Below are 14,430 nucleotides of genomic sequence, written 5' to 3' on the forward strand. Positions count from 1 at the left end.
CAATGAATCATTGAATTCATCACAAAGGATAATTTAAAGCATCGTACCATTACTTAAATTAATTTCAGATGAGAATTTGTTTAATATTTATTTTTGTTGTTTTTAGCTGATTTTAATCAAGAACCTATTTAAATATCTTATAAAAGATAATGACTTTAGCAAATATCTCCATATAATTTTGAATATATAAAAATATTTTTTAATATAAAATTATACAAATAATAATTGAAAAACAATTAAGTTCCTTCTCTATCTGACGCGAACTCATTTATATGAATTGCCCATAACTACAGTGTCTAGTTTTGGTTAAGTCCTAATTTTTTCAAAAAATACATTGCTACCTACGTGGATTTTCTATTTTCCAAAGCAAGTAATTTTTGTCACGGTATACTACAAAAGTTTTATAATTATAATTTGTTTCTATTTGCTTACGCCAGGTATCCGAAGGATTTAGTAAAAAAATATCAGTGAACTCATCAGGAATATTAGGGATAGAAAGGTTTCTTACTAATTGAAACTGCACTTTTGGCTGTAAAAGATAGCTGAGAGAAAAGACATTTCCATAATTAATACCAGAATCATTGCTAATTAAAAGTGGATGAGTTGCCTGATTTATAATTTTTGCAACTTGTGGATTACCATAGCTAATAACCTTACTCCACCAAGTTTCGGCCTGAGAACTCACTCCATAAGAAACTAGTCCACAAATAATCACTAGTCCCATGATTGTTTGCCAGATTCTTCGGCGTACAATACTCTTATTATATAGCTGCATAGCTAGTAAATAAGTAACAGCTAATTGAATTCCTAAATAAGAAACCAATAAATAACGTTCTGCAAGTGAGCGTATACCCCCAAAAAGTAAGTCTGGTAGCATTAAAGGTAATGCAGGAATCAGAATTAGCGTGACAATAAACAACCAAATTTTATAGTTAGTTTTTCGATAAATAAAATAAATAGAATATCCAACAAGAACTAAAAAAAATGGCGTAATTACATAGGTAAAGGGATTTTCAAAGCCTAAATCTAAATCCAGAAAAATCCTATTTAACTGTAAAAGCCAAGATTTAATCAAAGCATCTAAGGGTAAATGTCTTTTTGTCCAAGCTGTTGAACTTTTTAATTGCAACAAGTTAACTATCACAACCTGTATCCAAGGTGTAAAAGCTAAAAACCCTGCAAAAGATGCTAATAGATAAGCTTTTACTGTTCTAGTAAACCTAAATTTTGCAGTGGCAATTACATAAATTCCATGAGCGACTACAACAAATCCACTGAACAAAAATGTATAGAGACTAAGTACCAAAGTGACTGCATATATTCCCCAATTTAGTATACGTAGTACTCCATGTTGTGATTCCAATCGTAATGCTCGTAGTAATGAAGCGTTACATAGCAATATAGTCACTATCCAGAGAATATATTCTCGTGCTTCTTGGGCGTATACTAAGTGAATAGGGGAGATTGCCATGAGTGCGATCGCAACCTCAGATACCCATACCGATGCTTTAAATAATTCTCGACATAGCCAATAAATACTCGGAAAAATCAACAAGCTGATAAACGCAGATAAACTTCTGATTGCTGTCACCGAATTACCAAAGATTCCTACCCAAAGCCGAGCGAGTATATAATACAGTGGTGGATGCTGTGGATCGTCTACTTCCAAAGATATAATTGTGTCACGTAAGCCTTTCTCCATATTGGGACTTTGGAATTTGGCAAAACTTTCCTTATTAATTATGCGACCATTAAATATTTGCTGCTTAACTTCATTTGACGTATAACCAGAAATTCGTAATGAAGTGAAAGTCTCATCGTGCCAGTAAACTTTGCGGTCAAGGTTAAAAAAACGAAAAAATATACCCACCATTAACAAAACTACAATGAGAAATCGCAATCTATTTGGAGCAAGTTGGAGATGCCGCATAACTAAATTTCACAATAAATTTTACAAAAATTATGTATCTTAATGAAACAACTACATCATGTTTAATCGCTGTCATTAAAGCATCTGGTAACAGCTATAGCACGCTATAAATTAGCAGATAATTTATTATTAGATGAGATATTACGTCGGCGCACATTACGAGCTTTAGCCAATTTCCAAATCGAATAATAGCGATCGCTATAAACAATATCTGTCTTTAATTTATACTTTTTTTCTATTGTTTTGCCCCAAGTGTCTGAAGGATTAAGTAAAAACACATCAGTAAACCCATCAGGAATTTTAGGAATTTTTTGATTTACCAACAGAAATCGTACTTTTGGTTCCAAAAGATAGCTTAAAGAAAAGATATTACCATAATTATTACCCAAAGCATCAGCGATCAAAAGTGGACGATTACTCTGATTGATGATTTGGGCAACTTGTGGACTGCTATAATTTATACCCTTATTCCACCAAGTTTCTGCCTGAAAACTTACCTTAGAAGAAATTAAACCACAAATAATCACTAATGTCATGATTATGTACCAAAAGCTCCGACGTGCCCCGCTCTCATTATATAATTGTGTAGCTAATAGATAAGCAACAGCTATTTGGATTCCTAAATAAGATGGTATTAAATATGGTTCGATAGACGCTCGTATACTCCCAGCAATTAAATTTGGCAGTATTAGGGGTAATGCTGGTACTACAATTAATGTGATGATAAAAGACCAGACTTTATAGTTAGTTGCTCGACAAATAAAATAAATTGAATATGCTACTAAAGTTAAAAAAGCTAGTGCAATTACATAGCCTAGAGAATTTTCGGAACTAAGGTCTATATCAAAAAAAATCCGGCTTAACTGCATTAGCAAAAATGGAAATATAGGTATCAATTCTGACTGTATCGTTGTTTTATCTGCTGAAATCAAAAATTGAAAAAATTCACCAATCACAACTGTTATCCAAGGCATGAAAGCTAAAAAAGCTACCAGTGATGCTATCAGATAAGTTCTAACAGTTTCATTAAACTGAAATTTGGCAGCGGTAATTATATAAATTCCGTGAGCAACTGCTACAAATGCACTCCAAAGAAATGTATAAAGACTAATCGCTAAAGTAACTGCATAAAGGCTCCAAATAGCGAATAAATCTGGTTTTTGTCGTTCTTCTGCTAGCTCATCTTCTAGCCTTATGGCTCGCAGCAGAGACGCACTAGATAGTAAAATGGTGACTAACCAAAGAATATATTCTTGTGCTTCTTGGGCGTATACTAGATGAATTGGAGAGATAGCCATGAGTGCGATCGCAACACCAGGAACCGATAATGGCACATTAAATAATTCTCGACATAGCCAATAAACACAAGGGAACACCAGCAAACTAATGCAGGCTGATAAACTTCTAATAGCCGTCACCGAATTACCAAAGATTTCCATCCACAATCTAGCTATTATGTAATACAATGGCGGATGTTGAGGATCTTGTTTTGCTAAAGACATAATTGTGTCATTTAAGCTTTTTTCTGGATTTGCACCTTGAAACTGAGCAAAACTTTCTTTACCAATCACACGATTATTAAAGAGTTGCTGTTTAGCTTCATTAATTGTGTAACCAGAAATTCGCAATGAGGCATAAATTTCATCGTGCCAAAAAACTTTACCATCAAGATTAGAAAAGCGAAATAATATACCCATCGTCAATAAGAAGATAGTTAAAAATCGCAACCAACTCGGAGCAAATTTGAGATGGCGCATAAGTGGGTTTCCTAAAAAGTTTTCTCAAATTATCTAAATTAAGTGGACTGGATGAGGTGTCGCAGCTACGCCCATCGTAGACATAGCGAAGACTTCAAGCAAAGCCTATTTGTTAAACATCGCCAACTGGACTTTAATTTGATTGGAAAGATTGGCAATCAACACCTCTTCTTTATTAACTACAAAAAGAAATGGGCAAGGTTGTATCAAATCCTGCAAAACTGGATTTTGTTTTGAAACCGAGATGTCAATAAAGTATAAAATACACTAAATCTAGCTATATTTGTGGTAAGGGTTTTTTGAGAGGGTTTGGATAACGCCATCTGCCAAAGTCTGCAATATTAGATATAGTTAAAAAATCAATAGTTTTAAAGTGTCGGTCAATAGCAGGAAGGCTGCATATTTTAGCTCCAATATTCAAGTAAGCCTGCAAAATTTTAGGAATTTCAATATTAGATGAACCTGGATAATTTTGAGTCAGTTCTAAACAAAATTGTGAATTTGGGTAAACCAAAATACTTGGATGCATCAAGTTATTCTGCCGAAAATAATCATAAGCGCAAGTAGCTTGCCCAGGACATTGTGTTAGTAATGATGCACAGCCAAAAAAATATTGGTTTTTACTCCAGATGAGATAATTTGCCAGCCCTTCCCAGAGTAGTAAAAGTGCCTGACTATTGCGATATTCTTTAGCTATACATACACGCCCAACTTCCACTGATACCTGAAGCACAGAATTGGGAATTCCATTAAGATTAAATATATCGGTAGCATCAAAGCCTAGTCTTTGAGAAGCCATTATATAGGTCTGCATCCGATAAGTTCCAATCGTTTTACCCGTATGTTTGGAGATTAGGATTAAATGATGGCAAACCGCATCAAACTTATCTATATCCATCTGGGTAAAATTAGAAGCAGAAAACCCCAAGCCTAGTTCAAGATTAAAAACTTCAAAGCGCAACCGAAAAATTGATTCTAATTCTTCTTCAGTTGAAGCCAGCCGTAGGGTATATTTTTCAGTTTGAAGGACGGGAAAATCTTCAAGAGGGGGAGGAGGATTCAGTGGGTAATTGATGCGTCCAGAAACTTCCATCTATCTTCCTACTTAGATTTGCGAAAATATTCTATAAGATTTAGGCACTATATAAATAACTCACATTATGAATTAATGTGTCTAAGCGTAATTGATATAGTTTGCGATCAAACATCCTTTAGAGAAATAAGCTTGGGTTAAGGATTTTGGGTACTGATTTTGACCTGTAAAGACACGTTAGCCAGCGGGACATTAGCATAGTGGGGCGATCGCGCAGCGTCTTGTAGAGAAGCCTAGTCCCATTTCGTGTCTCTACCAAGGATTTTAGGTTGAACTGAACGGTATTGCGATTTAAAGAGCTTTTTTACTTTCTTAGATTAGGGTTAGAGTGCTTTTATTATGGACATTAATTCCTAAAAAATCTGGCAATAAGATACAAAATTTTCTTTTGATATACGCTATAGATGTAAGTTATATCATTTTACACAAACTCCGATATACCGCAGAATACAGAATTCAGGAGTAAAACAAGCTTTATACCTGGGTCAGACAAATCGTTGTGTACCTCACCTTCCTTGAAATCTGCTATGTATTGTGATGACAATTATCCTTAGTAGGGAAATTATGTCAATCTATCTACTAAGAGAACTTGTTATGGTGTCCAACAGTTGAAGTATTGCAACAAGCCTTATCAAAAAGATTTTTAGAATTTCCTAGCTTCAAAACCAGTTATAAATTTGCTAATTGCACATCAGAAGGCTATTCTCGCTTGCTAGAGTGTGAGTAGTTCACGTAAAATATAGTGCCATTGTTGCAGCAGTTCTCATGACCTCATCTGCGTCGTTTGACATATTAGAGTCTTTACAGGCGGATATCGCTGAATTGATCGTTCGTTTACCGACATTAAAAAATCGGCAATTTATTCAGCAAGCACTTACTACTATTGTTCGTCTAGCTGATACTGAAATTGAGCGTCTCGATTGGAAAATATTATCCGCTGCATTAGCAGATATGGAGCGCGGTTTCCAGCTTTTCTATGATTACCGACACGTTCGCAAAGTCACCATCTTTGGTTCTGCTCGTCTAGCGCCAGATAGGCCAGAATACCAAATGGCCCTTGAGTTTGCTCGCGCTGTTTCTCAATTAGGATTTATGGTGATGACTGGCGGTGGTGGTGGAATCATGCAGGCGGGTCATGAAGGTGCTGGACGAGAAAATTCCTTTGGATTAAACATTCAGTTACCCTTTGAACAACAAGCAAACCCTTTTATAGAGGGCGATCCCAAGCTAATTAACTTCAAATATTTCTTTACCCGCAAGCTGTTTCTCCTCAAAGAAAGTGATGCTGTAGCCTTGTTTCCGGGAGGCTTTGGCACTCAAGATGAAGCCTTTGAATGTATGACATTAAGCCAAACTGGTAAATTTGGGCCAGTACCTTTAGTTTTAATCGATCGCCCTGGTGGTGATTACTGGCGCTCTTGGAGCGAATATATTGATAAGCAATTAGTGCAAAACGGTCTTGTCAATCCTGAAGACCCCAACCTTTATACAGTGACAGACAACCTGGATGTGGCTTGTGATGCTATCACCCGTTTTTACCAGGTTTATCATTCCAGCCGCTATGTAAGCAATAAGCTAGTCATCCGCCTGAAGACAGATATATCAGACGCTCTTTTAGAACAACTTAATGCTGATTTCAGCGACATTATTATTCAAGGAAGAATTGAAAAAAGTCAGGCATTACCTCAAGAAGCACAAGATGAAACTGTTGGATTACCTCGCCTCATTTTATACTTCAATCAACGCGATTTGGGACGTTTGTATCAGATGATTGCCACAATTAACCGGATGGGTACTCCTTCACCAGAGGATGCAGCGCATCCAGAAAGAAAGTAGGTAAGCTAAAACACATCTAATTTGCATATTAAAATTTTCTCACTATCTTGTAGGGCGGATAAGATGTCCGCCCTGATTATGCAACTTGAATGCTGATTAGTGTATTAAGGGAAAAAAGGGAGAGAATTTTGAATACTTTCCCTTTCCTTGTTTCAAGGTTATGGAATTACCAAGAGCGATCGCACAGCATAAAGCCTTTTATTATCAGGCTGCGACACCCTGCGCGTAGGTTAAGGCAAAAGACGCGATGAATCGCTGTCAAGACAAAAGGCTGATTATTATAGAGGCGGCGATTTATCGTGTCTTTAGCGCGAAAACAATATTATTCACCCTACTTACAGATGAGAAAAACACCAGTTATTATGACTCAATACTGATTTTTGTAAAAAAGCTTGTATATTAGCACAGTAAACAACGCTTGAGATCCTAACAGAGGAATAAAAAATGCTGGAATTATTGGGTTCAGGTTTGGTGTCGCTTTGGCTGGAAATGGCTGGAGTACAAATCAAACCTCTAGATGCCTTAGATGCACTAACTTGGCAAAGTAGCCCTGGCTTTGTTCTTGCCCCCGATCCAAATCCAACTGGGGCGACTACAGTGCAGGAATATTTGAAAAAGCTCATCACATCAAAAGTGGTGGCGCAAAATCTGGCTGAGAGTCAGGGAATTTGGATGCAGTCGGGACCAATGCTGATGGCAAATCACCAAGGTACGACACCTCTGCCGGCTGCTTCTTTAACCAAAATTGCCACTTCACTAGTTGCTTTGAAAACTTGGGGGCCAGATTACCAATTTGATACTTTGGTGAGTGTCACTGGCCCAGTGGTAAATGGAGTTGTGCAGGGCGATTTGGTGGTTACAGGCCGTGGCGATCCTTTGTTTGTTTGGGAAGAAGCGATCGCTCTTGGTAATACTCTCAATCAAATGGGCATCAAGCAAGTAAAAGGAAATTTGATTATTACTGGCAGTTTTGCCATGAATTTTCAACGTCAGCCAATGCTAGCCGGTCTGATGCTCAAGCAAACGCTAAATCGTGCCACTTGGGGTCGCCCTGCAATTTATACACACTCAATCATGCCCAAGGGAACACCCAAGCCTCAAGTTGTGATTGCGGGTGCAGTGAAAGTTGAGGCGCAACCAAACCCTCAACAAACTTTGTTACTGCGTCATCGCTCATTGCCCTTGAAGCAACTGCTCAAGGAAATGAACGTTTATAGTAACAACGATATGGCAGAGATGCTGGCAGACTCAGTAGGGGGAGCGCCTGTAGTCCAATCAACTGCTGCTAATCTAGCGAGAGTGCCACAAGCGGAAATCCAGTTAATCAATGGTTCTGGATTGGGGCCGGAAAATCGCATTTCCCCCAGGGCTGTGTGTGCCATGTTTATGGCTATTCAAGCTGAAGCATCTGCCCATCAACTGAATCTAGCTGACTTATTCCCGATGTCTGGATTCGACCACCGGGGGACACTACACACTAGACACATTCCCCTAGCGACTGTGATCAAAACTGGTACTCTCCGGGATGTGAGCGCTTTAGCGGGAGTAATGCCCACACGCGATCGCGGTTTGGTTTGGTTTGCGATTATCAACCGTGGGACAAATGTCTGGGGTTTGCGGACTGGACAAGACCAACTCTTGCAAAGTGTTGTTAAACAATTACAATTACCTCCAACCGTTCCTGTTAACCTCACTCCCCACTCAGCCATTAACTCTTTACCCCAGCTAGGTGCAGTTAATCGGAATGAAATTTTATACAAAAGTTAGGGACTTCCATAATCTACAGTTAGAACAGAGAGGGGACTAATGTTATTCGCAATCCAAAAGTTTTATTGATGGGTAAAAACCGAACTTGAAAGGGTAATGTCCATAATAGCTTTTGGGTTAAATTTTCTATTAAGTTGATTACAGGTAGTTCGCAAAATGCCCTAACCCCAGTAGGGTAAAGAGCAAGCGAAACCTAAAATAAAAATAACTGTAAATAGATTTGTCACGACTAAGCAACAATTAAGCTTATAAATTAGGTTGTGATTATGCGATTTCCCAAAATATCTCGGTCTTTACGGCAACTAAGTACTCATGTTTTAGCGATCGCGCTAGGAGTTGTGCTAGCGGTTAGCACATTGCAAGTGTTACCCTCCCAAGCCGAACCAGCACCCACAATAACTGTTGATACTTCAAATTTAATTGCTCAACGGCAATCACCAGCTAGTGCTGCGATCGGTAGCACTAGCTTTGTCACAGCCGCAGTGAATCGTGTTGGTTCAGCAGTTGTCCGCATTGATACTGAGCGAACAATTACTCGCCGCGTCGATCCATTTATGGAAGACCCCTTTTTCCGTCGGTTTTTTGGTGACGGTTTCTCCCAACAGATGCCGCCGTCTGAGCAATTACGTGGTTTAGGCTCAGGTTTCATTATTGACAAGAGCGGGTTAGTTATGACTAATGCTCATGTGGTCGATAAGGCGGATAAAGTAACAGTCCGACTCAAAGATGGTCGCACCTTTGAAGGAAAAGTTCAAGGTATTGATGAAGTCACAGATTTGGCAGTAGTCAAAATTAACGCTGGTAACGATTTACCAGTCGCGCCTTTGGGTTCTTCCACTAATGTCCAAGTAGGAGACTGGGCGATCGCAGTTGGTAATCCTTTGGGATTCGATAACACTGTTACCTTGGGAATTGTCAGTACCCTCAAACGTTCCAGCGCCCAAGTCGGCATTAGCGATAAACGCTTGGATTTCATTCAGACAGACGCCGCTATTAACCCTGGTAACTCTGGCGGCCCACTATTGAATGGTCAAGGTGAAGTAATTGGGATTAACACAGCCATTCGCCCTGATGCAATGGGTATTGGGTTTGCCATTCCTATTGATAAAGCTAAAGCGATCGCAACGCAACTGCAACGCGATGGCAAAGTTGCTCATCCCTATCTCGGTGTGCAAATGCTAACTTTGACACCCGATCTTGCCAAGCAAAATAATACCGATCCCAACTCTCCGATTCAGATACCAGAAATCAATGGTGTTTTTGTTATGCGAGTTGTCCCCAATTCTCCAGCCGCATCTGCGGGTATCCGACGCGGAGATGTAATTCTGCAAATTGATGGTAAAGCTATTACCAGTGCCGAACAATTGCAGAATGTTGTGGAAGACAGTCGCCTTGGTCAAGTATTACAGGTAAAAGTGCAACGAGGTAATAAGACAGAGCAGCTTTCAGTCCGCACAGCCGAGTTGCAAAATGCGTCGTAGGGGCAATATAGCCTATTTTAATTGTGTGGAATAGTAAGGGCACAGCAATGCTGTGCCCAAAGCGCGTATAGTCTATAAAGGTTTTTAACCTACAGAAGTGAGTAAAGTTTCGTGTAGCCGCGACTTCCAGTAGCCAAGACCAGTAACAATTTAGACTTTTCAAACATCCTCTTTGAATAGAAACTGCGATGTGCGATCGCAGTTTTCGGTACTACTGGTTTCCTCTTTTGATAAGTTGGAATTGATGGGTTGCGATGCCTACGGCGGGCTACACCTAAGCATTGGGGGAGCTAACGGAGTTAGAATGCTTTCGGTCACTTATTACACATATTAGTTTTTTCGTGGAATGCTGTACTACCCTGTTTACGGGGTGAAATGAGCATTGATACTGAAACTTATGCTAAGGACTTGATGAGCCACTTTCAATACTGCGATCGCCACAGATAAATGTAGCGAACTGGAAACAAGGCAATTTTGAAACCACATTAACTGCAAATAAGGGGGTCTACCGACTAAAGCTCACCAAATCCTTCAATCTCAGCTTCACCCTTAACACGCCTACCACTTTCATTTCGCCCAATAAAATACCACTTGGTTTTCATGTTAATTAATTCGGCACTACCACTCCAATTTTGAAAATCAGTGTATTGATAATTAGGTAATATCATTCCTCTTGGACAGGAATACCATTCAATAAAATCATTACGAGTAAAGGGTTTACCTGTGAAGTTTTTGAAGTACCATTGTCCTCCAACCCAACTAAAAGCACCAAATTCTTCAATAACAACTTTTCCAGCTAATGACTCAATTGTAGTGGCATATACCCAAGTGTATTGATATCCACTTAATCCGCCTCTGTGTGCTTGTACAGGATTTGGTGTATGAGTTACTTTCAATACTGTCGGAAAAGACGAGAGTGCTTTTAGCTTACATGAACTTCTCCATACTCCGAGCAAAAATTGCAGCTTTCGTCCTATTTCTGTTATCACATACACTACATTTCACCTAGCTGTATATACTTAAACAATTATTATATGAAATTTTTCGATACAAGCCGCTAAGTTAGATGTATACAGCAATTTTGTGAAATAGATGGATTGGGAAGAGCTTTATCAAAATTGGTTATCTCAACGAAATGCTAACAATGATAATATAACGTTGAGCTTTTTTAGGATTAAGCCGATATCTGTGTAATTTGGGTTTAGTTTGTACAGAGTAGAGCATATACTCTGAAAAAAAGCCTTCCTGCCCGATCTCAGAAAAACAGGTAAAACGGCTCTTTTATAAAAGCTGCCAATCACTTGTAGTAAAAGTTTAGGGCTACCAATGCTGCGAAACTTCCTTCCCCAGTCAGGGCTATGACCCTAAACATAACTTAGGAAATCGCTACAACGACTCTAAATCACTTACCAACAACTAATACCAGACCTTCATGGGCTAATAGGGCTTGAGGAAAAGCAGATTTAATATCGACTTGCACCCGATCGAGAAAATCATCATGGTCATCTGGGTGATGATGAGAAATGGCTAGCCGTTTGACGCCAGCATTCAGAGCTGCATTCACCGCAGCTTGCCAGAGTAAATCAGCAGAATCATGGTTGTGAGATGTCGGCGGAGTATAAGTGGCATTGGCAATCAGCAAGTCAACGCCTTTAATAAACTCTAAAATCCGCTCTCGCTCCACTTGATCGGCATTTTGGTGCAAATCCGTGATATAAGCAACACTATACTCCTGCCAACTAACTCGGTAGCCAACTGACCGCTGAGTTTGATTAATTAATGCAATTGTAATGGTGACATCATCTAACTTTACGTCACTTTCTGGGGTCAGATTGTAAAATTGCAATTCTGACTGCATTACCTGTAAAGGGTAAGGAAAGTGTGGCTGGAGCATCTGATCGTACAGACATTGTTTGATTGAGGCTCCATTTGAGGCCGCTGTGCCGTAAATATGGAAGCAATTTTCTCCAATAAATGCAGGAGCAAAAAAGGGAAATCCTTGAATTCGGTTTGATTGGCAGTTGGTAAAAAATAAATGGGCTTCTAGTGGCTGTTCCAGTTCTTGCCAAGTTTTACCCAATATGCGTAAGCCTGTACCGCCATCAAAAATCAAGCGTTTCCCAGCTACATGTATTTCTACACAAGCGGTATTACCACCATAACGACTGGTATTGCTACTAGGAGTAGGAATTAAACCTCTTACACCCCAGAATTGCACGATAAACTCACCTGCTGGGCTACTTGGCAGGGTAGATGACTTTTCTCTTATGTAGCTTTGGGAATCCGACAACTCAAAATTTGACATTTTCCTTGAAATTAGACCTTAGTGAGCAGGTCATCGTAGCGCCGCACTTCTAACAGCCTGTTTTTTTCGTCCACAATGACTACCGTAGGAGAGTAACTTTTTAACTCTTCTGGAGTGAACTGCCCGTAAGTCATTATAATCAAGCGATCGCCAATAATGCCTAGACGTGCCGCACCCCCATTTAGCTCAATGATTCCTGAATGAGCTAGAGCCGGGATCGCATAAGTAATAAAGCGCTGACCGTTGGCACTATTAACTACTTGCACCTGCTCATAAGGTAAGATACCAGCTTTTTCCAAAAGGATTTCATCAATACTGATACTACCTACGTAGTTGATATTTGCCCCTGTAAGGGTGCAGTTATGAATTTTTGCCAAAAGGAGAGTACGCTGCATTCTGGTTTAGGGTTGGTGGCAGATTTTAAAATCCGTAACAAGGGAAAGTTAGCAAAGTGAAGTGAGGAGTTAGGAGTGAGGAGTTAGGAATAAAAATTCATAACTCTTAACTCTTAACTCCTAACTCTTAACTCTTAACTCCTCTATTATCCTCTATAAGCTTTGACGGATTTTTCAACTAAAGCTGCAACCTTGTCTACATCTTGCCAACCGAGAATTTCAGTCACCTTTTTTTCCAAATTTTTATAACTACGGAAAAATTCAGCAATTTCATCTAAGCGGTGTGGTGCTATGTCTTTCAGAGATTTTACCTGAGTGTAGCGCGGATCTTTGTCAGGAACACAAAGGATTTTTTCATCGCGATCGCCACCGTCAATCATCTCCAAAAAGCCAATTGGTCGCGCAGCAATAATACAGCCGGGAAAGGTCGGCTCATCAATTATGACCATACCATCTAGGGGATCGCCATCATCAGCCAAAGTATTGGGTACAAAGCCGTAGTCATAAGGATATTGTACTGAGGAATAAAGTACTCGGTCTAGAGCAAAAGCTTGTAGTTCCTTGTCGTATTCGTATTTATTTTTACTTTTGCCAGTAATTTCAATCAGAACGTTGATTAGACCAGGTTTCGGTTGGGCAGGAATACGAGATAAGTCCACAAAAAACTCCTCTGATAACTGTGAATCATGGGGGCACTCTGTCAGCTTCGCTCCCCGTGTAGAATTTTAGGGCAATATGGATCTCTTCCCAAGGTATTTGTTCTATGGCATAGGGCACTGGGGAAGAAACTTTCAGATGCAACCTATTCCCTTGAATTAGCCAAAAAATAGAAAAAGCGTTACGAGCAAACTTCGCAACGCTTTTTCCAAGAGGGTATTATGGATATCCTCCGCCCTTAATTGTTCTTAGAGGCATTTCTGTCCTAACAATGTTTAAGACAACTAAAATCTGGGTCACACAATCCAGATTTAGCTTATTTTTGACTAACTACAGCCACATCTACAGAGATTGTCTACAAAATCAGTGTTCTGCTTTTTTGTAGATATCCTTATGAGAAAATGCGACTGGTAAGCTCGATCAATCTTGATTTCTTTGTATATTTTGAATCAGAGGTTGCTGGTTATTTTGAACATTAGTTGAAGAATAGTGGGCGATGACAAATACGGGTAGGGTAAGAGTCAACAGAGCGATCGCAGTTCCCACAATGTCTGCCAAACGTTGGGAATATGTATCGGCATTGGCAGACTGGCTATTTGAATTCATACAAAATTGAAGTTCTTCGCAACACTGTGTAGGTTTACTCTCTGAGTGAGAGTATTAATACTATTTTAGCTATTTTTAAACTGTAAAATGTGTAGCATTCTACAATTTAAATCAGTTATACAACTGTCATAGTAGCCTTTTTATACATGGAGTTCTTAATACAAAGTTACAAGTCAACAAATCATGTTTTATTTTGTAATTAATATTTTCAGGTGTTTCCTTGTATGGTGTAACGGGTTGCATACGCAAAGCAAACTTTGACAGCATCATAAGTTACATTTTTTCGCTGATTAAAGATTAATTAGCAAAACATATTTATCCGATACTTCATGATTATAACATTCTATAAAGCTTTTGATAAGGTCATTTTACTGGAATTGCTAATTTGTGATACAGGACACAAAACCGCAATTGCACTGATAGATATTCAGTGCTTTTGATTGTTATATGGTAGTTATACACAAAATATTTGACACCAGAGAAAAAATAGTAGTAATGATTTTTGTAACCAATGATAACTACCGAATAAACACAGATACATTAACTGTATAAGGCTGAATGGATTCAGTGATATCACTAAACAAATATTTAAGAATTTAAATT

11 protein-coding genes are annotated in these 14,430 nt (G+C 38.9%); 3 read left to right on the plus strand and 8 right to left on the minus strand.

Annotated elements, in window-relative coordinates; all coding sequences use genetic code 11:
• Positions 1-337: 337 nt before the first annotated feature.
• The 3 genes from RMZ42_RS09285 to RMZ42_RS09295 form a co-directional block, all read right to left on the minus strand.
• Positions 338-1,930, minus strand: a complete 1,593-nt coding sequence (locus RMZ42_RS09285; RefSeq protein ID WP_322671147.1) for a glycosyltransferase family 39 protein — start codon at positions 1,928-1,930, stop codon at positions 338-340.
• A gap of 104 nt (positions 1,931-2,034) precedes the next feature.
• The gene (locus tag RMZ42_RS09290; RefSeq protein ID WP_322671148.1) at positions 2,035-3,687 is read right to left on the minus strand and encodes a glycosyltransferase family 39 protein; all 1,653 of its coding nucleotides are present in this window, start codon (positions 3,685-3,687) and stop codon (positions 2,035-2,037) included.
• Between the two features lie 277 nt (positions 3,688-3,964).
• Positions 3,965-4,780, minus strand: a complete 816-nt coding sequence (locus tag RMZ42_RS09295; RefSeq protein ID WP_322671149.1) for a GNAT family N-acetyltransferase — start codon at positions 4,778-4,780, stop codon at positions 3,965-3,967.
• A gap of 765 nt (positions 4,781-5,545) precedes the next feature.
• Between RMZ42_RS09295 and RMZ42_RS09300 the strand changes: the two genes are divergently transcribed.
• The 3 genes from RMZ42_RS09300 (at position 5,546) to RMZ42_RS09310 (ending at position 9,864) form a co-directional block, all read left to right on the plus strand.
• Positions 5,546-6,616: an LOG family protein gene (locus tag RMZ42_RS09300; RefSeq protein ID WP_322671150.1), complete on the plus strand. Its 1,071-nt coding sequence runs from the start codon at positions 5,546-5,548 to the stop codon at positions 6,614-6,616.
• A gap of 444 nt (positions 6,617-7,060) precedes the next feature.
• Positions 7,061-8,383 (plus strand): D-alanyl-D-alanine carboxypeptidase, encoded by a 1,323-nt coding sequence (locus RMZ42_RS09305; RefSeq protein WP_322671151.1) that lies wholly within the window; start codon positions 7,061-7,063, stop codon positions 8,381-8,383.
• Positions 8,384-8,649: 266 nt separating this feature from the next.
• On the plus strand, positions 8,650-9,864 hold the full coding sequence (locus RMZ42_RS09310; protein WP_322671152.1) for an HhoA/HhoB/HtrA family serine endopeptidase: 1,215 nt from the start codon (positions 8,650-8,652) through the stop codon (positions 9,862-9,864).
• Between the two features lie 512 nt (positions 9,865-10,376).
• Here RMZ42_RS09310 and RMZ42_RS09315 read toward each other — a convergent pair.
• The 5 genes from RMZ42_RS09315 to RMZ42_RS09335 form a co-directional block, all read right to left on the minus strand.
• Positions 10,377-10,853 carry a hypothetical protein gene (locus tag RMZ42_RS09315; RefSeq protein WP_322671153.1) on the minus strand — a complete coding sequence of 159 codons (477 nt, stop codon included), beginning with the start codon at positions 10,851-10,853 and terminating at the stop codon, positions 10,377-10,379.
• 413 nt (positions 10,854-11,266) lie between these two features.
• Positions 11,267-12,169 carry an MBL fold metallo-hydrolase gene (locus RMZ42_RS09320; protein WP_322671154.1) on the minus strand — a complete coding sequence of 301 codons (903 nt, stop codon included), beginning with the start codon at positions 12,167-12,169 and terminating at the stop codon, positions 11,267-11,269.
• A gap of 11 nt (positions 12,170-12,180) precedes the next feature.
• Positions 12,181-12,564, minus strand: a complete 384-nt coding sequence (gene panD, locus RMZ42_RS09325) for an aspartate 1-decarboxylase (protein ID WP_094349223.1) — start codon at positions 12,562-12,564, stop codon at positions 12,181-12,183.
• A 146-nt stretch (positions 12,565-12,710) separates the two neighbouring features.
• The gene (locus RMZ42_RS09330; RefSeq protein ID WP_322671155.1) at positions 12,711-13,223 is read right to left on the minus strand and encodes an inorganic diphosphatase; all 513 of its coding nucleotides are present in this window, start codon (positions 13,221-13,223) and stop codon (positions 12,711-12,713) included.
• A gap of 418 nt (positions 13,224-13,641) precedes the next feature.
• Positions 13,642-13,827, minus strand: coding sequence for a hypothetical protein (locus tag RMZ42_RS09335; protein ID WP_104905165.1), 186 nt, complete (start codon positions 13,825-13,827; stop codon positions 13,642-13,644).
• Positions 13,828-14,430: the final 603 nt, after the last annotated feature.

It is taken from the genome of Nostoc sp. DedQUE05 (assembly GCF_034530955.1).
In the GTDB taxonomy this organism is placed as follows: Bacteria; Cyanobacteriota; Cyanobacteriia; order Cyanobacteriales; family Nostocaceae; genus Nostoc.

Coding starts and splice junctions, on each gene's coding strand:
- RMZ42_RS09285 (WP_322671147.1), bottom strand. CDS start 1,930: ATGCGGCATCTCCAACTTGCTCCAAATAGATTGCGATTTCTCATTGTA.
- RMZ42_RS09305 (WP_322671151.1), top strand. CDS start 7,061: ATGCTGGAATTATTGGGTTCAGGTTTGGTGTCGCTTTGGCTGGAAATG.
- RMZ42_RS09320 (WP_322671154.1), bottom strand. CDS start 12,169: ATGTCAAATTTTGAGTTGTCGGATTCCCAAAGCTACATAAGAGAAAAG.
- RMZ42_RS09295 (WP_322671149.1), bottom strand. CDS start 4,780: ATGGAAGTTTCTGGACGCATCAATTACCCACTGAATCCTCCTCCCCCT.
- RMZ42_RS09290 (WP_322671148.1), bottom strand. CDS start 3,687: ATGCGCCATCTCAAATTTGCTCCGAGTTGGTTGCGATTTTTAACTATC.
- RMZ42_RS09300 (WP_322671150.1), top strand. CDS start 5,546: ATGACCTCATCTGCGTCGTTTGACATATTAGAGTCTTTACAGGCGGAT.
- RMZ42_RS09310 (WP_322671152.1), top strand. CDS start 8,650: ATGCGATTTCCCAAAATATCTCGGTCTTTACGGCAACTAAGTACTCAT.
- panD (WP_094349223.1), bottom strand. CDS start 12,564: ATGCAGCGTACTCTCCTTTTGGCAAAAATTCATAACTGCACCCTTACA.
- RMZ42_RS09335 (WP_104905165.1), bottom strand. CDS start 13,827: ATGAATTCAAATAGCCAGTCTGCCAATGCCGATACATATTCCCAACGT.